Here is an 18,369-nt window from a genome sequence, read left to right as displayed (position 1 = left end):
ATTAAACACGGGTCGCGCAGCTTCCTTCACTGTGCTGCGCGGCCCATAATCGCCAGCCTGTGCAGTGATGGCCGTGAGCCCGCAATGACAATGACATCAGAACTCCCCGCAGCCCCCGTCGTACCCGCCGTAGAGCCGCGCAAGAGTCGCAAGAACAATCCGGAAAAGACCCGCGAGAACATCCTGCAGGAGGCGATCGTCGAGTTCGTCCAGCAAGGATTGTCCGGCGCCCGCGTCGACGCGATCGCCGAACGTATCCATACCTCCAAACGCATGATCTATTACTACTTCGGCAGCAAGGAGCAGTTGTACGTCGAGGTGCTGGAGAAGCTTTACGGCGACATTCGCAGTACGGAAAACCGCCTGCACCTGGCTGAGCTGCCGCCGGTGGTGGCGATTCGACGGCTGGTGGAGTTCACCTTTGATCATCACGACCGCAACGTCGATTTCGTGCGGATCGTCTGCATCGAGAACATCCACAACGCCGAGTTCGTGAAGCGATCCGATGCCATCAAGGCAATGAACAACACTATCCTCGATTCACTCGGCGAGATTCTCCGTCGGGGCGCCGAGGAAGGCGTGTTCCGCAGCGGCCTCGATGCGCTGGATGTGCATCTGCTGATCAGCTCGTTCTGCTTCTATCGTGTGTCTAACCGTCACACATTCAGTGAGATTTTTCAGATCGATCTGCCGGACGAGAGCATCAAGCAGCGCCACCGCGAGATGATTTGCGAGTCGGTGTTGCGGTATCTGCAAGCCTGACACTGAACCCCTATAGGAGTGAGCCTGCTCGCGATAGCGGTGTGTCAGGCAACTAATGTGTTGGCTGACAGGACGCCATCGCGAGCAGGCTCACTCCTACAGGGAAGCAAATTGTTTCAACCCTTCATGCTTTGAAAATGCGCCAGCATTCGCTGCGCATCCGGCACCACGCCACTGAACAACTCAAACGCCTTCACCGCCTGAAACACCGCCATGTTGCCACCGTCCAGTGTGCGGCAACCCAATGCGCGGGCGTTGCGCAGCAGTTCGGTTTCCAGCGGGAAATACACGATCTCCGCCACCCACAGTTGCTTGCGCAGCAACTTGGCCGGCACGGGCATGCCCGGCAGTTTGGCCATGCCCATCGGCGTGGTGTTCACCAGACCGTCAGCCAGACTCATTGCACTCGGCAAATCGTGCCCGGCAACCGCGCGGCCAAATCCGAAATGTTGATTGAGATTGTTCGCCAGGCTTTCGGCGCGATCAGTGTCGACGTCGAAAATGCTCAATTGCTCTACGCCTTCGCTCAACAGCGCGTGGGCCACAGCCGCGCCTGCACCCCCGGCGCCCATCTGGACGACACGTTTACGGGCAGCGTCATGCAAGCCACGGCGAAAACCTTCGGCGAAACCCAGGCAATCGGTGTTGTGGCCGACGCGTTTGCCATCCTTCAGCACCACGGTGTTGACCGCGCCGATGCCTTTGGCTTCCGGCGACAATTCATCTAGCAGCGGAATAATTGCTTGTTTGCACGGGAAGGTAATGTTCAGACCGGTGTAGTTCATTCGCTCGGCCGCCAGCAACAAGTCGGGCAGGGCGGTGACGTCCATGCGCAGTTGATCAAGATCGATCAATCGATACAGATAACGCATGCCCTGCGCGTCACCTTCGTGCTCATGAAGTGCAGGAGTGCGCGAGGCTTGAATGCCAGCGCCGATCAGCCCGGCCAGGATCACGTTGTGACGACTCATGCCGCTTGCCCCTTCAGCCGCTGGCTGAAATGTTCCAGCGCCAGGCGATAGCCATGGCTGCCAAACCCGCACATCACCGCAGTGGCAATCGCCGAGACAAACGAGTGATGACGAAACGGCTCACGCGCGTGGACGTTGGACAGATGCACTTCGATCACCGGCAACTCACTGGCAACCAGAGCGTCGCGGATCGCCACCGAGGTGTGCGTCCAGGCCGCCGGATTGATCACGATTCCAGCGCAACGGCCGCGTGCCGCATGAATCCAGTCGAGCAATTCACCTTCGTGATTGGTCTGGCGAAACTCGACGGTCAGGCCGAATTCTTCGGCAGCGCGACCACACAAAGCCGAGATGTCAGCCAGGGTTTCGTGGCCGTAAGTCGCGGGTTCGCGGGTGCCGAGCAGGTTCAGGTTCGGGCCGTTGAGCACCAGAACGATAGGGCGCATGGGGGATAACTCCACTTATTGTTTTTGGCTTTGGCCGAGGGTTTCAGCCTGTGGAGATAAAATGTACTAGATGGTTACATCGGTCAATTGAACGAAGATTACCTACACGTATTGTGTTCGGTGATCGCACACAAGCAAATTTCAGATTCAGTTTTGATCACGATGTAACGACAGCTTTGCTTACGTTTTTTGCTGAAGATCGGGCACCTCTACGCCTGCTCCGACGCTAGCCTCAAAGCAGTGTGGCGAGTCGTGTGCTCGTTCACCAGTCGTCGGATTTGAAAGGAATATCGAATCCTGAAGTTTATTAACCTAACGGATGGGTTAGCATGAAGGTGTGCAGCTACAAAGGATTGTCGATCGTCATCATGTTGCGAGATGAGCATTGCCCGCCGCACGTTCACGTGAATGCGGGCAGTTGGAGTGCCCGGTTACAGTTCAGTTTCTGGCATAACGATATTGAGCTTTGGGATGTCGTTCCACTCTCTCGTCGGCCACCGTTGGCAGTGCTGGAAGGCTTGTGCCGATCCTTGGAACAGCCCGCTCACTTGCGACGGGCACGAGGGATCTGGTGGGCAGGATTGCAAACAGTCTGTCTCGACAATCAGTTGTGGGATAGCCAATCAAACGAAGTGTTGACGATGCAACTCGTCACCGGCACGACGTACAGAGTGGGTTCAGCGCGTTATGAGCCAGAAGAGGGCAAGACCCTCCTGACATTGATAGGCGCATTGGAAGGGGTCGAAATCGAATTATGACAACCATCAAGGCAAAGCCGTCCGCACGTCGACCGCTGACGGAGGAAATGATTGATACCGCGATCCAGCGCGGGGAAGCACGACGAGCGAACAGTTTGCAGGCTGTCTCCGTAACCTTCGAAAAGACTTCTCTGGTCATTCGTTTTGAAGATGGCAGCGGTGTGTTGCTACCGGTGAATCGCTATCCGGAGTTCGACGGATTCGACGCAGATGATTATGAGAGCTTGGCAATCGACTTCGCCGGCACGGCTCTTCGCCACGAAGGCAAAGATCTCGACGTTTCCATCGCCGGAATGATTTTGGCGAGTCCGTCACTGATGCTGATGGCCGCCTCGGTAGTAGCTTCGCGCAACGGTCGGCAGAGCAGTGCGGCAAAGTCCGCCGCCGCACGGGCAAACGGCAAAAAAGGCGGACGCCCACGCAAGGCCGATCCTGCGCTGTAATCGCCCACAAAAAAGCCGTCAATCACGACGGCTTTTTCGTATCTGGCATCTGCACTCAGCGCCGGGTCAGCAACACACCCGATTCCATGTGATGCGTCCACGGGAACTGATCGAACAATGCGCAGCGGGTGATGCGGTGCGTATCGTGCAATTGGGCGATGTTGGCCGCCAGGGTTTCCGGGTTGCAGGAGATGTACAGGATGTTGTCGAAGCGCCGGGTCAGCTCGCAGGTATCCGGGTCCATGCCGGCGCGCGGCGGGTCGACGAACACGCTACCGAACTCGTAGCTTTTCAGGTCGATGCCGTGCAGGCGACGGAACGGACGCACTTCGTTGAGCGCTTCGGTCAGCTCTTCGGCGGACAGGCGCACCAGCGTGACGTTATCCACAGCGTTTTCGCTGAGATTGCTCAATGCAGCGTTGACCGAGGTCTTGCTGATTTCGGTGGCCAGCACCTTGCGCACGCGGGTGGCGAGCGGCAGAGTGAAGTTGCCGTTGCCGCAATACAGCTCCAGCAGATCGTCAGTGCGATCGCCCAGTGCTTCGTAAGCCCAGTTCAACATCTTCTGGTTCACGGTGCCGTTCGGCTGGGTGAACGCGCCTTCCGGCTGCCGGTAGCTGAAGGTGCGACCGCCGACTTCGAGTTTCTCGACGACGTAATCGAGGCCGAGCACTTCGCGTTTGCCCTTCGAGCGACCAATGATGCTGACCCCAAGATCAGCCGACAACTGGGTCGCTGCCGTATGCCAGTGTTCGTCCAGTGGACGGTGATAGCACAGGGTGATCATCGCATCGCCGGCCAGCGTGGTCAGGAACTCGACCTGAAACAGCTTGTGGCTCAGCGCCGAACTGGCCTGCCATGCAGCCTTGAGTTGCGGCATCAACTGGTTGATGCGCAGGCTGGCGATCGGGAACTCTTCGATGAGGATTGGCGTACGTTTGTCGTCCTGCGAGAACATCGCGTAATGCCGCTCGCCGGCCTCGCGCCACAGGCGGAATTCAGCACGCAGACGGAAGTTCTGCAGCGGCGAGTCGAACACGGTCGGCTCTGGCGCATCGAACGGGGCCAGCAGGTCACGCAAACGCGTGACCTTGTCTTCTAGCTGTGTGGCGTAGGCCTGGGAATCGAAAGTCATGCGTTGAACCAACCCAACTTGATCACAAACAGAATCGACAGAATCACCAGCGCCGGGTTCAGTTCACGGGCGCGGCCCGACAGCAACTTGATCACGGTCCAGGAGATGAAGCCAAACGCGATGCCGTTGGCGATGGAGTAGGTGAACGGCATGGCCAGCGCAGTGACTACAACCGGTGCGGCAACGGTGATGTCGTCCCAGTCTATTTCTGCCAGGCCCGACATCATCAATACGGCGACGAACAGCAGCGCCGGTGCGGTGGCGAAAGCGGGAACGCTGGCCGCCAGCGGCGAGAAGAACAACGCCAGCAGGAACAGAATTGCCACGACGACGGCCGTCAGACCGGTACGGCCGCCAGCACTCACGCCGGCAGCCGACTCGATGTAACTGGTGGTGGTCGAGGTGCCCAGCAGCGAACCGGCCATGGCGGCGGTGCTGTCGGCGATCAGTGCGCGACCCATTTTCGGCATGTGGCCGTCCTTGCCCATCAGGCCGGCGCGCTTGGCGACGCCGATCAGCGTGCCGGAGTTGTCGAACAGGTCGACGAACAGGAAGGCGAAAATCACGCTGACCAGACCGATGTCCAGTGCACCTTTGATGTCCAGTTGCATGAAGGTAGGGGCCAGCGAAGGTGGCATCGACATCACGCCACCGAACTCGGTGAAACCGAAGGCGATAGAGACGATCGTCACCGCCAGAATGCCGATCAATACCGCGCCGCGCACTTTCAGCGCTTCGAGGGCGACGATCAGGGCGAAACCGAGGGTGGCAAGGATCGGTGCCGGTGCTCTCAGCTCTCCGAGGCCGACCATGGTTGCCGGGTTGCTGACCACGATGCCGGCGTTATGCAGGGCGATCAGCGCCAGGAACAGGCCGATACCGGCCGCAATCGCCGAGCGCAGCGGCAGCGGGATGCTGTTGATGATCCATTCGCGGATGCGGAAGATCGACAGCAGGAAGAAACATACGGCCGAGATGAACACCGCGCCCAGCGCCACTTGCCAGGTGTGGCCCATGTGCAGCACGACGGTATAAGTGAAGAAGGCATTCAGGCCCATGCCCGGAGCGAGGGCGATCGGGTAGTTGGCGATCAGGCCCATGACCGTCGAGCCGATGGCGGCTGCCAGACAGGTCGCGACGAACACCGCGCCCTTGTCCATGCCGGTCTCGCCGAGAATGCTCGGGTTGACGAACAGAATGTAGGCCATGGCCAGGAAAGTCGTGATGCCCGCGAGAATCTCGGTGCGCACGTTGGTGTTATGTGCCTTGAGTTGAAACAGCCTTTCCAGCATGTCTGCTCCCCGTGGCGCGCGTGGCGCCGTGAATGTATCGACCTCAACAGCAAAGCACAGACCGTCGCAAGCGCCTGGAAAATTGTGGTGGGCCGGAAAAAGCCGCGCATCATACCAGCAGCGTGAGGAATATGGCGGTTGTTGGTGTCGATCGTCGTCGAAGTTTTGCGCTGGAGCCAACTGCGCCATACTGCGCGCAGTTTTTTTGAGGATATGCAACGCATGAGCAAGCGCTGGATGACGGCTTTCGGATTAATCGCAGGACTGATGACTGGAGCCTCTGTTGCGTTCGCGGCATCGGCACCGCCATTGACCCAGGTGAAAGTGATCAAGGTGCAATCGCCGGCCTGCGGTCTTGAAGACATTGGCGATGGACAGACGCAGACCCAATGCAATCACAGCGGACCGAACATCAAGGTCTACGTGCTCGAAGTCGGCTATGGCAAGAGCCAGCCTCAGGTCGCACTGGACGGCTTTGAAGTCAACGGCACCCGCGCCCCGGTGTGTGCCTTTGATAACGGCAACCTGACCGAATGCACTCCCGGCAACAAAACCGTCGGTTCTCTTTATACCTTCGATCTGGCGGGCAAACAGGAAGGCACCTTCACCTTCAGCAACACCTCGATCAACGCGCCACGCAACACGATGTCGACTCAGCTTTACATCAAGTAACGGCTGCTGCAGCGCGATCCCGTTGAAGCTGACTACGCTTCAAGTATCACCCAGCGGAAAGCGCCCATGACCTTTAGAGCCCTGATTACCCTCGCCGAGGGCATCGATGATCTGCAAAGCGTGACCCTGATCGACGTGTTGCGCCGCGCCGGCATCGAAGTGGTCGCGGCGAGCATCGAAGGACGGCGCATGCTGACCTGCGCACGCGGCACTCGTTTGACCGCCGATGGCATGCTGGTCGATGTGCTGGCACAAACCTTCGACCTGATCGTTCTGCCCGGTGGAGCCGTCGGTTCACAGCACCTGGCGGCGCATCAACCTCTGCAACAACTGCTCAAGGACCAGGCCAGCGCCGGACGCCTGTTCGCCGCTATCGCCGAAGCCCCCGCGGTCGCCCTGCAAGCCTTCGGCGTATTGCGCCAGCGCCGTATGACCTGCTTGCCGAGTGCCAGTCATCAACTCTCCGGTTGTACATTTGTTGATCAACCGGTGGTGGTCGACGGCAACTGCGTCACCGCCCAAGGTTCAGGCGCCGCACTGGCGTTTGCGCTGGAGTTGGTGGAGCAACTCGGCGGCAAGGCCATGCGGTCGAAAGTGGCGGGGGAGTTGCGGGCTTGAAGGGGATCAGGCGTGCGCGGCGATAGGTTCAATCGCCGGTTGCTCCCGATGTTCCGCTTGCCAGAGATCGTAATCGGTTTGAACACCTAGCCAAACACGTGCCCTGCCAATGCCTGCTCGCTCCAGCCGCACGGCCAGATCCGGGCTGATCGGCGCATGCCCATGCAATACACGGGAAAGATGCGGGCGAGCGAAGCCGAGGTGCCGTGCCAGTTCGGTCACGCTGATGCCAAGCTCGGGCAAGACATCCAGCAGCAGTGTTTCACCGGGGTGTGGCGGGTTGTGCATGGGCATGAGCCTGCCTCCTGTCAGTGGTAGTCCAGATAATCGACCAGTTCGATGTCCGAACCGACAAAACGAAAGATAACCCGCCAGTTGCCTGAAACACTGAGCGACCAGTATGCCGACAGTTCCCCCTTCAGTGGATGCAAACGCCAGCCTGGAAGATCAAGATCTCCGGGGAGCGCTGCGCGATCCATGAATTGCAGCATGCGCGCTAACCGTTTTGCGTGATCGGCGCGAATTCCGCGAGTCGAACCTGTTTCATAGAAGCCACGAAGGCCTTTGTGCTGAAAGGATTTGATCATGCCAGCGAGTGTAAGGCGATACATTACACTCGATGCGGTATCTATGTACCGCACCTTTTCGATTAATTTGTGTTGGCGTGCTGTATTGGCAAACGAGAACTAAGCCTCCGCCTCTTCCACCAACTCTGTCATCCGGTCCCGTCTGGCCAAAGTCGGGAACAGCTTGATCCACGTCCCCGTTACCACCAACGTACCAATCCCGCCCATTACCACCGCCGGCACGGTGCCGAACCAGTGGGCGGTGAGGCCGGATTCGAATTCGCCCAACTGGTTCGAGGCGCCGATGAACAAGCCGTTCACCGCGCTGACCCGGCCGCGCATTTCGTCCGGGGTTTCCAGTTGCACGAAGGAGGCGCGGATCACCATGCTGATCATGTCCGCCGCGCCGAGCACCACCAGCACCGCCAGCGAAAACCAGAACGAGGTCGACAGGCCGAAGGCAATCGTTGCGACGCCAAATACACCGACCGCAGTGAACATCACCCGACCGACGTTGCGTTCCACGGCAAACCGCGCCAGAAACAGCGACATCCCCAGTGCGCCGACTGCCGGTGCCGAGCGCAGCAGGCCCAGGCCCCACGGTCCTGTCAGCAGAATGTCTTTAGCGAACACCGGCAGCAGCGCAGTGGCGCCACCGAGCAGTACGGCGAACAGGTCCAGCGAAATCGCGCCGAGGATGTCCGGACGGCTGCGAATGAAGCGAATCCCTGCCAGCAGCGAATCCAGCGTGGCTTTGCCTTTGTTCAAGGGTGTCTGCCGCGCTGGCAGGTTGAGCATCAGCGAGCAGGCAATCACATACAGAAGCACCGTCGGGCCATAAACCCAGACGCTGCCGAATGCGTAGAGCAACCCGCCGAGGGCTGGCGCGACGATGGTTGCCGATTGTTGCGCCGATTGCGCCGCGGCAACGGCTCGAGGGAACAGCGCAGTGGGCACAATGCTCGGCAGTAGCGCCTGGGTGGTCGGCATTTCGAACGACCGCGCCGCGCCAAGCAGGAAGGCGAGGATGAAGATCATTTCCCGGGTGACGTGATCGGTGGCACTGCCGATCGCCAGTGCCAGTGCGATCAATGCCTGCAATGACTGACAGATCGCCGCGACTTTACGCCGGTCGTAGCGATCGGCGACATGTCCGGTGTGCAGCATGAACAGCACACGCGGGGCGAACTCGACCAGACCGACCAGACCCAGATCGAGCACGTTGCCGGTCAGTTGGTAGAGGTTCCAGCCAATCGCCACGGTGAGCATCTGAAAACCGCTGGCGGTAAAGATCCGGGCGAACCAGAACGCAAGGAATGGACGATGGTGACGTAACAGCAAAGGCTCTTGGCTGGGCATCTGAAGGCAGGTCTGGCTCGGGGGGGAACCGCGAGGTTATCACCAGTCTGTAACAGGAAGTTGCTATGACAAAAAATTTAGTTAGGAAGACATCGATTTTCCGTGCCTGTGAGATTTCCCTTGTGGTGAGGGGATTTATCCACGATGGGGCGCGAAGCGGCCCCGATAGCATTCAACTCAGTTGTTTCAGATGAATAACGTGGTCGGATTTGCGACTGCTGCGCAGCCGATCGGGGATAAATCCCCTCGCCACAGGGGACTTCATTCATCTGAAAAATACATTTCAGAGTGTTGCCAAGGCTGTGAGGCAACTTGTCACGCGGCAAACGACCACGCGGTTCTTCGTCTGAAATGGGACTACTCTTTCAACGTTGCTTGATCCAGATCAAGACCCCAGAAGGAATTGATCCGGTGGCCCGTTGGCCAGACTCCCTGCGTTGCGATGGTTGTTTAAAAAGAACGAATCAGAATTCGCCGCACTCCATATCCGTGGGGGCAGTGGGTGCAGGCTTCCGGGTCCGCAGCCGGTATTACCTGACAGAGGAAGCCATATGTTCGGTTTAGAGGCACTCGATCTCGCCCGAATTCAGTTCGCGTTCACCATCTCGTTCCACATCCTGTTCCCGGCCATCACCATCGGTCTGGCGAGTTACCTCGCGGTACTCGAAGGCCTGTGGTTGAAAACCCATAACGACACCTACCGTGACCTCTACCATTTCTGGTCAAAGATCTTTGCCGTCAACTTCGGCATGGGCGTGGTTTCAGGGTTGGTCATGGCCTATCAGTTCGGCACCAACTGGAGCCGATTCTCCGACTTCGCCGGTTCCGTCACCGGGCCTTTGCTGACGTATGAAGTGCTCACGGCGTTCTTCCTCGAAGCCGGTTTCCTGGGGGTCATGCTGTTCGGCTGGAACAAGGTCGGGCGCAAACTGCACTTCTTCGCCACGGTCATGGTCGCCATCGGCACGTTGATTTCGACCTTCTGGATTCTTGCATCCAACAGCTGGATGCAGACACCTCAAGGCTTCGAGATCGTCAATGGGCAAGTGATTCCAACCGACTGGTTCGCGATCATTTTCAACCCGTCGTTTCCGTACCGCTTGATGCACATGGCCACTGCGGCGTTCGTTGCCACGGCATTTTTTGTCGGCTCGTCGGCGGCCTGGCACCTGCTGCGCGGCAAGGACAATCCGGCGATCCGCACCATGCTGTCGATGGCGATGTGGATGGCACTGATCGTCGCGCCGATTCAAGCCGTCATCGGCGACTTCCACGGCCTCAATACCCTTGAGCATCAACCGGCGAAAATCGCCGCGATCGAAGGCCACTGGGAAAACAAGGGCGACGAAGCGACGCCGCTGATCCTGTTCGGCTGGCCCGACATGAAAGAGGAAAGAACCAAATTCGCCGTGGAGATTCCGTACCTCGGCAGCCTGATCCTGACCCACTCGCTGGACAAACAGGTGCCGGCGCTCAAGGAATTCCCGCCGGAAGACCGGCCGAATTCGACCATCGTGTTCTGGTCGTTCCGGATCATGGTCGGCCTCGGTTTCCTGATGATCTTCACCGGTCTGTGGAGTCTTTGGCTGCGTAAACGCGACACCCTCTACACCTCGCGTCCGTTCCTTTATCTGGCGCTGTGGATGGGACCGTCCGGCCTGATCGCGATCCTCGCGGGCTGGTTCACCACTGAAATCGGCCGTCAGCCGTGGGTGGTCTACGGGCTGATGCGTACAGCGGATGCCTCCTCAAACCACAGCTTCATGCAAATGAGCATCACGCTGATCATGTTCGTGGTGGTGTATTTCGCCCTGTTCGGGGCCGGTCTCGGCTACATGATGCGTCTGGTGCGCAAAGGGCCGAAAACCGACGAAGGCAAGGAAACCAACGACGGTGGTCCTGGCCAGAAACGCACACCGGCCCGGCCGTTGTCTGCTGCTGACGACGATGGCGCCGACGCTGACCACAGCCCCAGCCTGACCAAGGAGATTTAAGCCATGGGTATTGATCTTCCGCTGATCTGGGCCGTGATCATCATCTTCGGCATCATGATGTACGTGGTTATGGACGGCTTCGACCTCGGGATCGGGATTCTCTTCCCGTTCATCCCGGGCAAGGTGGACCGTGACGTGATGATGAACACCGTCGCCCCGGTATGGGACGGCAATGAAACCTGGCTGGTGCTCGGTGGCGCGGCGTTGTTTGGCGCGTTTCCGCTGGCGTATTCGGTGGTGCTGTCGGCGCTGTACCTGCCGCTGATCTTCATGCTGATCGGGCTGATTTTCCGCGGCGTGGCGTTCGAATTCCGCTTCAAGGCCAAGGACGACAAACGTCATTTGTGGGACAAGGCGTTCATCGGCGGTTCGGTCGCTGCAACGTTCTTCCAGGGTGTGGCACTCGGTGCGTTCATCGATGGCTTGCCAGTGGTCAATCGGCAGTTCGCCGGCGGCTCGCTGGACTGGCTGACACCGTTCACGATGTTCTGCGGCGCCGCACTGGTGGTGGCTTACGCCTTGCTCGGCTGCACCTGGCTGATCATGAAGACCGAAGGCAAGCTGCAAGAGCAGATGCACAATCTGGCGCGACCACTGGCCTTTGTGCTGCTGGCGGTGATTGGTGTGGTCAGCCTGTGGACCCCATTGGCGCACCCGGAAATCGCCACACGCTGGTTCAGCATGCCGAATCTGTTCTGGTTCATGCCGGTGCCGATTCTGGTACTGGTGACCATGTACGGCCTGATTCGCGCCGTAGCGCGCAATGCCAACTACATGCCGTTCCTGTTGACCCTGGTGCTGATCTTTCTTGGCTACAGCGGTCTGGGCATCAGTCTGTGGCCTAACATCGTCCCGCCATCGATCTCGATCTGGGACGCCGCCGCACCGCCGCAAAGCCAGGGCTTCATGCTGGTGGGCACGTTATTCATCATTCCGTTCATCCTGGGTTACACCTTCTGGAGCTACTACGTGTTCCGCGGCAAGGTCACCCATGAAGACGGTTATCACTAAACCTGTGGGAGCGGGCTTGCCCCTGGCGGCGTTCCGACGATGGCGTCGGCTGCGACGCCCGCTCTGAATGAGGATCGAAACAATGACCGGCAAACATTCCCTGCACGACATTGAAGAATCCGAAAAAAAGCCGCTGTGGCAGCGGCTTGGCTGGTTGGCGTTGATTTGGGCAGGCAGTGTCGGCGTGCTGTTTATCGCCGCCAGCCTGATGCGCATGTTCATGAATGCGGCAGGCCTGACCACTCACTGAAAGATTCCGTCCCGGCGCCTTCGGGCACGGATTTGTGACCCTCCTCACGGAGGGTTTTTTTTGCCTGAAGGTTACTTGCGGGCCTTGAGGATCACGAATTTCGGCGTGGCAGCCACTTGCTCGACGCCGCGAAACAGCCGCGCCAGCTTGCTGTGATAACCCAGATGACGGTTGCCGACGATGTACAGCGCGCCGCCCACCACCAGCGCTTCGCGCGCCTGCTGGAACATGCGCCAGGCAAGGAAATCGCCGACCACCTGCTGTTGATGGAACGGCGGGTTGCACAGCACCACGTCCAGCGATTGCGGCTCTTGACCGGCCAGACCATCCCCGGCTCGCACGATCACCGCGCGATCGCCTAGCGCAGCCTGCCAGTTCTCGGCAGCCGATTGCACCGCCATGAACGATTCGTCAACCAGCGTGTAATGGGCATCGGGGTTTTGCAAAGCGCTCGCAATCGCCAGAACACCGTTGCCACAACCGAGATCGGCGACGCGTGCGCTGCCAAGGTTCTTCGGCAAATGCGGGAGAAAGGCACGGGTGCCGATGTCCAGTCCCTCGCGGCAGAACACATTGGCATGGTTGAGCAGTTCAATGGCCGGTGTGTCGAGGCGATAACGGCTCGGGTAGGGCGATATCGCCGGTGCCTTCGGCTCTGGGGTGGCAATCAGCAAGCGGGCTTTTTTCACCGCCAGTGATGCCTGCACCGGACCGATATAGCGTTCCAGCAAATCGCCAGCGGCGCGCGGCAAATGCTTGATCATCGCCGCCGCAATCACTTCAGCGCCGGGTGCCAGTTGCCCTTGCAGCCGAATCAGTTGTTCTTCCAGCAAGGCGAGGGTTTTCGGGACGCGGATCAGCACGCGGTCGAATGGCCCGCGCAACGGCTCGCTGGCCGGGATCCCGCGAATCGCGTCGAATGCCTGGCCATTGCGCAGCAGATTCTTTTCCAGCCCCTGAAAACCCAGAAACGAATCACCGCTGCTGGTGACGTCAATCTTGCCCAGCAAACTGGCAGCCAGCGCGCCGAAGCTGTCGTTGAGCACCAATACCCGGGTGTCGGTCGTCGGTTGCTGCGCAGCCAGATGATTGAGCAGGTATTCGTCGGCGGCATCGAAAGCTTGCAGCGGTTCGTTCTGCTGTTCGGGCTGGCGGATCAGATCGAGTTGGGCAAAGGGCGTTTCAAACAAAGGCATGGGGCGGGACTCAGGGTAATCGACGGGTGTCCCGCAGCCGTTGAGTTGTGCGGCGGAACCGACCGAGTGGACTGCAGCGTGGGGAAATCACGCCATCACTCAGGAAGGCCACAAATGGTACGTTTTTTTTCAGCGAAATACCCGCAGGTTTTCAGGCGGTGACAAGGGCACCACTCAGATAATCCCGGCTCTGGCGGCCGCGATGACAGCAGAGATCTTGTTACAGACGTTGAGCTTCTCGATCACGTTTTGCACGTGGTAGTTCACGGTGCGTTCGCTCAGGCTGAGGATCTTCGAGATCTCATAGGCCGTCTTTCCGCCGGCGGACAATTGCAGAACCTCCAGTTCTCGTGGCGAAAGATTTGGCTGTCGGGGTTTGGCAGGTTGCTTGGGCAGGGTCCGGGCGAACAATTCGCTGAGGTGGCTGGCGGCGTAAAAGATGTAGCCAAAATGCTCATACAGCTCAAGCGGGCTGATCGGGCAGTGTTTGCGCGCCAGGCTGAGAATGCAGCACAAGCCGCTTTCCTCATGGTGGAAAGATTGCGACCAGCCATGTTGCAGGCCCTGTTGCTTCAAGCCTTGCCATAATTGTGGTGCATTTGAGAATGCCTTTTCATTCCAGACGATGGGAATCATTGAATGATTGCAGTGTGCTATTACCGGGTCGATTTGATTGAAGTTGTCTTTTTCATATTGTTTGTTCCAGTCTTGAGGGTAGTTGTTGATTTGCAGCGCGTTTAATTGCGTGACCTGCCGGGGCGAAGTAACTGAAATTGCACAAAAGTTAAAACCCAGATTTTCGGCAAATCTGAGCAATATCGGATATGCCGTATCTATACCCTTGGCGAAAGTCAGTTGCTTTAATTGCGACTCCTTCCACGTTTCCATACCAATGCTCCAAGCAATGACCGGGGTGCTTTTTTGGATCCAACCGAATCCGCACGCCACCGAGTGTAGGACTTTTCCTACGTACTGTTTTAATTTTTTTGCACTTGAGTTGAGCGAAAACTGAATAACTAGTTCTTAAGTACATATTGTTTTATATGGGGGTTGACATGTTTTGAGAATCTTTTACTAATTAGTGATAAATGTCATGGGCTTGTACAGCTTTTACCAATTGCAAGATGTACTGAATACCATTACAAAACAGTGGTATTTAAGCGCGTGACTTTGCGGGAAACTGGTGGCAATCGTTGAATGGAGTGCCCTATGACAGCCAGCGCAGAGAAGTTCACCCGTCAGACTCTGGTGGACATACAACCCTTGACCCCCAGCCTGTTCACCTTGCGTACAACCCGTGACACGGGGTTTCGTTTTCGGGCGGGTCAGTTCGCTCGGCTCGGCGTGACCAAGGCCGATGGCAGCACCGTGTGGCGTGCCTACTCCATGGTGTCATCACCGTTCGACGAGTTTCTCGAGTTCTTTTCCATTGTGGTGCCCGGGGGCGAGTTCACCAGTGAGCTGAGTCGGCTTGAGGTCGGGGATACCCTGCTGGTCGATCGCCAGGCTTTCGGCTATCTGACCCTTGATAGGTTTGTCGACGGTCGGGATTTATGGCTGTTGTCCACAGGTACAGGGGTGGCGCCCTTCCTGTCGATCCTGCAGGACTTCGAAGTGTGGGAGAAATTTCAACGCATCATCCTGGTGTACAGCGTCAGGGAGGCGCGCGAACTTGCCTACCAGACTCTGATCGCCGAACTGGCACAGCGTGATTACCTTGCCGAGCATATTCACAAATTGCAGTTCATTCCCACCGTCACCCGTGAGGAGCACCCCGGCGCGTTGCATGGCCGGATCACTACACTGATCGAGAACGGTGAGCTGGAGCGTGCAGCGGGCCTCGAGCTGACTGCCGAACACTCGCGGGTCATGTTGTGCGGTAATCCGCAGATGATCGACGACACTCGTGCGCTGTTGAAAAAGCGTCACATGAGCCTCAGCCTGACCCGCAGACCTGGTCAGGTCGCGGTGGAAAATTACTGGTAAAAACACGGCGCCCCACAGGCGCCGTTGTTTATCGTGCAGAAGGTTCAGGGCCGAGTGTTCTGGGCCTTGAGCAGATCGCGGATCTCGCCCAGCAATTCTTCTTCCTTGGTCGGAACAGGTGGCAGGGTAGGCGCCACGGCTTCTTCGCGTTTCAGGCGGTTGATGGCTTTGACGCCCATGAAGATCGCGAAAGCAACGATCACAAAGTCGAGGATGCTCTGGATGAACTTGCCGTAAGCCAGCATCACCGCAGGGGCGTTGCCCTCGGCGGCTTTGAGCGTAATGGCCAGATCGCTGAAGTCGACGCCGCCGATCAGCAGGCCGATTGGCGGCATGATCACATCACCGACAAAAGACGAAACGATTTTGCCGAACGCGGCACCGATGATGATCCCGACGGCCATGTCGACCACATTGCCTTTGACCGCGAAGGCCTTGAACTCACTTAGCACGCCCATAGGTTATTCCTTGTTACAGATGAGTTTGGTGTACGCAGTGTAAATCAGCAAAACGCGTTCTGCGCGAAACACCTTCTTACAATGCCCGTTTTTATCGACACATCAATCGACGATTAGTTTACAAAGTGCCACTAATCGCGCGCGAAATACGCCGTAAGCCAATGATCGGGAAGCCAAATTTATCAATCATGGGGTTGCGTTCTTTCTATTTATGTTCGGTGGCACAGGCCTCTAGCCTTGGTGTGGCGCACCTGGATGCGCCCAAAAAAAATAGAGGATCCTGATATGAATTCCGCTCTTGGACTGGGGGCTTTTCCCCAACGCCGTACGTTTGGCTTACTCACCGCCAGCCTGCTGACTTTCTCCGTGCATGCTGCTCCCCTGACCCGCGACAACGGTGCCGCGGTTGGCGACAACCAGAACTCGCAAACCGCAGGTGCCAATGGCCCGGTGCTGCTTCAGGATGTGCAACTGATCCAGAAGCTGCAGCGTTTCGACCGTGAGCGCATCCCGGAGCGTGTGGTGCACGCACGCGGCACGGGTGCCCATGGCACCTTCACCGTCACCAATGATCTTGGCGATCTGAGCAAGGCCAAGGTGTTTGCCGCCGGCCAGAGCACACCCGTATTCGTGCGTTTTTCTGCCGTGGTTCATGGCAACCACTCTCCGGAAACCCTGCGTGACCCGCGCGGCTTCGCCACCAAGTTCTACACCGCCGATGGCAACTGGGATCTGGTCGGTAACAATTTCCCGACTTTCTTTATTCGCGATGCAATCAAGTTTCCGGACATGGTGCATGCGTTCAAACCCGACCCGCGCACTAACCTGGATGATGACTCGCGCCGCTTCGACTTCTTCTCTCATGTTCCGGAAGCCACGCGTACGCTGACCGAGCTGTATTCCAACTCGGGAACTCCCGCCAGTTATCGAGAGATGGATGGCAACGGTGTACATGCTTACAAGTTGGTCAATGCCAAAGGCGAAGTTCACTATGTGAAGTTCCATTGGAAGAGTTTGCAAGGGATCAATAATCTGACGCCTAAGCAAGTCGCAAAAGTTCAGGGGCAAGACTACAGTCACATGACGAATGACTTGGTCACGCATATCAATAAAGGCGACTTCCCTAAATGGGACTTGTACGTTCAAGTGCTGAAACCACAAGATTTGTCCAAGTTTGATTTTGATCCGCTGGATGCGACGAAGGTCTGGCCGGGTGTTCCTGAGCGAAAAGTTGGACAGATGGTGTTGAACCGTAATCCGGCAAACGTCTTCCAGGAAACCGAGCAAGTTGCCATGGCGCCTTCCAATGTTGTGCCAGGTATCGAGCCTTCGGAAGACCGTTTGTTGCAAGGACGGGTGTTCTCTTACGCCGATACGCAAATGTATCGCCTCGGTGCCAACGCCCTGCAATTGCCGATCAACGCGCCGAAAATAGCGGTGAATAATGGCAATCAGGATGGTGCGATGAACCTGGGCGCGAGCAACTCCGGCGTGAACTATCAGCCGAGTCGTTTGCAACCGCGTGAAGAAACGCAAACCGCGCGTTACAGCCAATCGGCACTGTCGGGCAGTACTCAACAAGCGAAAATCCAGCGTGAACAGAACTTCAAGCAGGCCGGTGATCTGTATCGCTCGTTCAGCAAGACAGAACGTCGCGATCTGATCGAAAGCTTCGGTGGCTCGCTGGCCAGCACGGATGACGAGAGCAAGCACATCATCCTGTCCTTCCTTTATAAGGCTGACCCGGAATATGGCACCGGCGTGACCGACGTGGCCAAGGGAGATCTCAGCCGGGTCAAGGCACTGGCGGCCAAACTGGTCGACTGATCCAGCGCCAATACGACGCGGGGCCTGAGCCAGGCCCCGTTTCGCTCAAGGAGATCGCTGATGCGTATCTGTCTTTTACTGTTAGCCAGTTGCTGGTCATTCACTGCGTGGGCGGCAACACCTGCGCAGCGCCCTGACGCGATCCAGCTTCAGTTGCAAAACTACTATTTCGACGCTGCCCGGCGCGGTGATGTGCCGATGCTCGAGACTTTCATCGAATCGGGTTATTCCCTCGATACCCGTGACGACAAGGGCTACACCGCGCTGATTCTGGCGGCATATCACGGTCAGGCGCCGGCGGTTGAACGATTGCTGGCCGCCGGGGCTGACGCCTGTGCCCAGGATCAGCGCGGTAACACGGCGTTGATGGGCGCGATTTTCAAGGGCGAGTTACAGATTGCCCGGCGCTTGATGGCCACCGATTGCAGCCCCGACCAACGCAACGGTGCCGGTCAGACGGCAGCGATGTATGCCGGTCTGTTCAAGCGCCTGGAGTTGCTCGACGCACTCAAGGCCAAAGGTGCCGACCTGGACGCGCAAGATCCGCTGGGCAACAGCGCCGCGCGTCTGGCCAACGGGGAAATCCGCACCGCTGCGCCGCGCTGATTGGCGGTACGTGCGTTAT

The 18,369-nt window shown here is 58.0% G+C and carries 21 protein-coding genes; 11 read left to right on the top strand and 10 right to left on the bottom strand.

Annotated features, from left to right (window positions below; translation table 11 throughout):
- Nucleotides 1–84: 84 nt before the first annotated feature.
- Complete coding sequence (locus tag ACIOWE_RS13000) at nt 85–762, top strand: TetR family transcriptional regulator (RefSeq protein ID WP_201236709.1); 678 nt, start codon at nt 85–87, stop codon at nt 760–762.
- A 116-nt stretch (nt 763–878) separates the two neighbouring features.
- On the opposite strand, the gene ACIOWE_RS12995 is transcribed toward ACIOWE_RS13000, so the two are convergent.
- Together ACIOWE_RS12995 and aroQ are read right to left on the bottom strand one after the other, a co-directional pair.
- Nucleotides 879–1,733 (bottom strand): shikimate dehydrogenase, encoded by an 855-nt coding sequence (locus ACIOWE_RS12995; protein ID WP_401391760.1) that lies wholly within the window; start codon nt 1,731–1,733, stop codon nt 879–881.
- Nucleotides 1,730–2,179 carry a type II 3-dehydroquinate dehydratase gene (gene aroQ, locus ACIOWE_RS12990; RefSeq protein WP_401391757.1) on the bottom strand — a complete coding sequence of 150 codons (450 nt, stop codon included), beginning with the start codon at nt 2,177–2,179 and terminating at the stop codon, nt 1,730–1,732. The genes ACIOWE_RS12995 and aroQ overlap by 4 nt, the downstream gene beginning before the upstream one ends.
- Before the next feature lie 329 nt (nt 2,180–2,508).
- On the opposite strand from aroQ, the gene ACIOWE_RS12985 reads away from it, so the two are divergent.
- A complete protein-coding gene (locus tag ACIOWE_RS12985; protein WP_401391754.1) occupies nt 2,509–2,937 on the top strand; it encodes a DUF4160 domain-containing protein in 429 nt (142 codons plus the stop codon).
- A complete protein-coding gene (locus ACIOWE_RS12980) occupies nt 2,934–3,380 on the top strand; it encodes a DUF2442 domain-containing protein (RefSeq protein WP_401391751.1) in 447 nt (148 codons plus the stop codon). Before ACIOWE_RS12985 ends, ACIOWE_RS12980 begins: the two co-directional genes overlap by 4 nt.
- A gap of 55 nt (nt 3,381–3,435) precedes the next feature.
- Here the strand turns inward: ACIOWE_RS12980 and trmA are convergent, their stop codons facing one another.
- Complete coding sequence (trmA, locus tag ACIOWE_RS12975) at nt 3,436–4,515, bottom strand: tRNA (uridine(54)-C5)-methyltransferase TrmA (protein WP_401391748.1); 1,080 nt, start codon at nt 4,513–4,515, stop codon at nt 3,436–3,438.
- Nucleotides 4,512–5,807 carry an NCS2 family permease gene (locus ACIOWE_RS12970; RefSeq protein WP_401391745.1) on the bottom strand — a complete coding sequence of 432 codons (1,296 nt, stop codon included), beginning with the start codon at nt 5,805–5,807 and terminating at the stop codon, nt 4,512–4,514. Before ACIOWE_RS12970 ends, trmA begins: the two co-directional genes overlap by 4 nt.
- A gap of 222 nt (nt 5,808–6,029) precedes the next feature.
- Between ACIOWE_RS12970 and ACIOWE_RS12965 the strand changes: the two genes are divergently transcribed.
- Nucleotides 6,030–6,479: a DUF4879 domain-containing protein gene (locus ACIOWE_RS12965; protein WP_401391742.1), complete on the top strand. Its 450-nt coding sequence runs from the start codon at nt 6,030–6,032 to the stop codon at nt 6,477–6,479.
- A gap of 66 nt (nt 6,480–6,545) precedes the next feature.
- The gene (locus tag ACIOWE_RS12960) at nt 6,546–7,097 is read left to right on the top strand and encodes a DJ-1 family glyoxalase III (protein WP_401391739.1); all 552 of its coding nucleotides are present in this window, start codon (nt 6,546–6,548) and stop codon (nt 7,095–7,097) included.
- A 6-nt stretch (nt 7,098–7,103) separates the two neighbouring features.
- Here the strand turns inward: ACIOWE_RS12960 and ACIOWE_RS12955 are convergent, their stop codons facing one another.
- From ACIOWE_RS12955 to ACIOWE_RS12945, 3 genes are all read right to left on the bottom strand, one after another.
- The gene (locus ACIOWE_RS12955) at nt 7,104–7,391 is read right to left on the bottom strand and encodes a HigA family addiction module antitoxin (RefSeq protein ID WP_401391736.1); all 288 of its coding nucleotides are present in this window, start codon (nt 7,389–7,391) and stop codon (nt 7,104–7,106) included.
- Between the two features lie 14 nt (nt 7,392–7,405).
- A complete protein-coding gene (locus tag ACIOWE_RS12950) occupies nt 7,406–7,684 on the bottom strand; it encodes a type II toxin-antitoxin system RelE/ParE family toxin (RefSeq protein ID WP_401391733.1) in 279 nt (92 codons plus the stop codon).
- A gap of 99 nt (nt 7,685–7,783) precedes the next feature.
- The gene (locus tag ACIOWE_RS12945) at nt 7,784–9,022 is read right to left on the bottom strand and encodes an MFS transporter (protein ID WP_401391730.1); all 1,239 of its coding nucleotides are present in this window, start codon (nt 9,020–9,022) and stop codon (nt 7,784–7,786) included.
- Between the two features lie 551 nt (nt 9,023–9,573).
- Here ACIOWE_RS12945 and ACIOWE_RS12940 point away from each other — a divergent pair.
- The 3 genes from ACIOWE_RS12940 to ACIOWE_RS12930 all read left to right on the top strand — a co-directional run bounded on the left by ACIOWE_RS12940 (nt 9,574) and on the right by ACIOWE_RS12930 (nt 12,277).
- Nucleotides 9,574–11,016: a cytochrome ubiquinol oxidase subunit I gene (locus ACIOWE_RS12940; RefSeq protein ID WP_401391727.1), complete on the top strand. Its 1,443-nt coding sequence runs from the start codon at nt 9,574–9,576 to the stop codon at nt 11,014–11,016.
- A 3-nt stretch (nt 11,017–11,019) separates the two neighbouring features.
- Entirely contained in the window at nt 11,020–12,027 is a 1,008-nt protein-coding gene (gene cydB / locus ACIOWE_RS12935; protein WP_401391724.1) for a cytochrome d ubiquinol oxidase subunit II, read from the top strand.
- A gap of 82 nt (nt 12,028–12,109) precedes the next feature.
- A complete protein-coding gene (locus ACIOWE_RS12930; protein ID WP_401391721.1) occupies nt 12,110–12,277 on the top strand; it encodes a DUF2474 domain-containing protein in 168 nt (55 codons plus the stop codon).
- Between the two features lie 71 nt (nt 12,278–12,348).
- On the opposite strand, the gene ACIOWE_RS12925 is transcribed toward ACIOWE_RS12930, so the two are convergent.
- Together ACIOWE_RS12925 and ACIOWE_RS12920 are read right to left on the bottom strand one after the other, a co-directional pair.
- Complete coding sequence (locus ACIOWE_RS12925) at nt 12,349–13,473, bottom strand: methyltransferase (protein ID WP_401391718.1); 1,125 nt, start codon at nt 13,471–13,473, stop codon at nt 12,349–12,351.
- Between the two features lie 174 nt (nt 13,474–13,647).
- A complete protein-coding gene (locus tag ACIOWE_RS12920) occupies nt 13,648–14,361 on the bottom strand; it encodes an autoinducer binding domain-containing protein (protein WP_401391715.1) in 714 nt (237 codons plus the stop codon).
- 321 nt (nt 14,362–14,682) lie between these two features.
- Here ACIOWE_RS12920 and ACIOWE_RS12915 point away from each other — a divergent pair, with 321 nt between their 5' ends.
- Complete coding sequence (locus tag ACIOWE_RS12915) at nt 14,683–15,459, top strand: ferredoxin--NADP reductase (RefSeq protein ID WP_401391713.1); 777 nt, start codon at nt 14,683–14,685, stop codon at nt 15,457–15,459.
- Nucleotides 15,460–15,503: 44 nt separating this feature from the next.
- On the opposite strand, the gene mscL is transcribed toward ACIOWE_RS12915, so the two are convergent.
- Nucleotides 15,504–15,917: a large-conductance mechanosensitive channel protein MscL gene (mscL, locus tag ACIOWE_RS12910; protein ID WP_103303624.1), complete on the bottom strand. Its 414-nt coding sequence runs from the start codon at nt 15,915–15,917 to the stop codon at nt 15,504–15,506.
- Between the two features lie 285 nt (nt 15,918–16,202).
- Here mscL and katB point away from each other — a divergent pair, with 285 nt between their 5' ends.
- Nucleotides 16,203–17,744: a catalase KatB gene (gene katB / locus ACIOWE_RS12905; RefSeq protein ID WP_401391710.1), complete on the top strand. Its 1,542-nt coding sequence runs from the start codon at nt 16,203–16,205 to the stop codon at nt 17,742–17,744.
- A 60-nt stretch (nt 17,745–17,804) separates the two neighbouring features.
- Complete coding sequence (locus ACIOWE_RS12900; RefSeq protein WP_401391707.1) at nt 17,805–18,350, top strand: ankyrin repeat domain-containing protein; 546 nt, start codon at nt 17,805–17,807, stop codon at nt 18,348–18,350.
- The last annotated feature ends 19 nt before the right edge of the window (nt 18,351–18,369 follow it).

It is taken from the genome of Pseudomonas sp. NPDC087598, from assembly GCF_044743525.1.
Classification (GTDB): Bacteria; Pseudomonadota; Gammaproteobacteria; order Pseudomonadales; family Pseudomonadaceae; genus Aquipseudomonas.
Note: the sequence above shows the minus strand (reverse complement) of the source record. Positions and strands in the feature narration are given on the sequence as shown.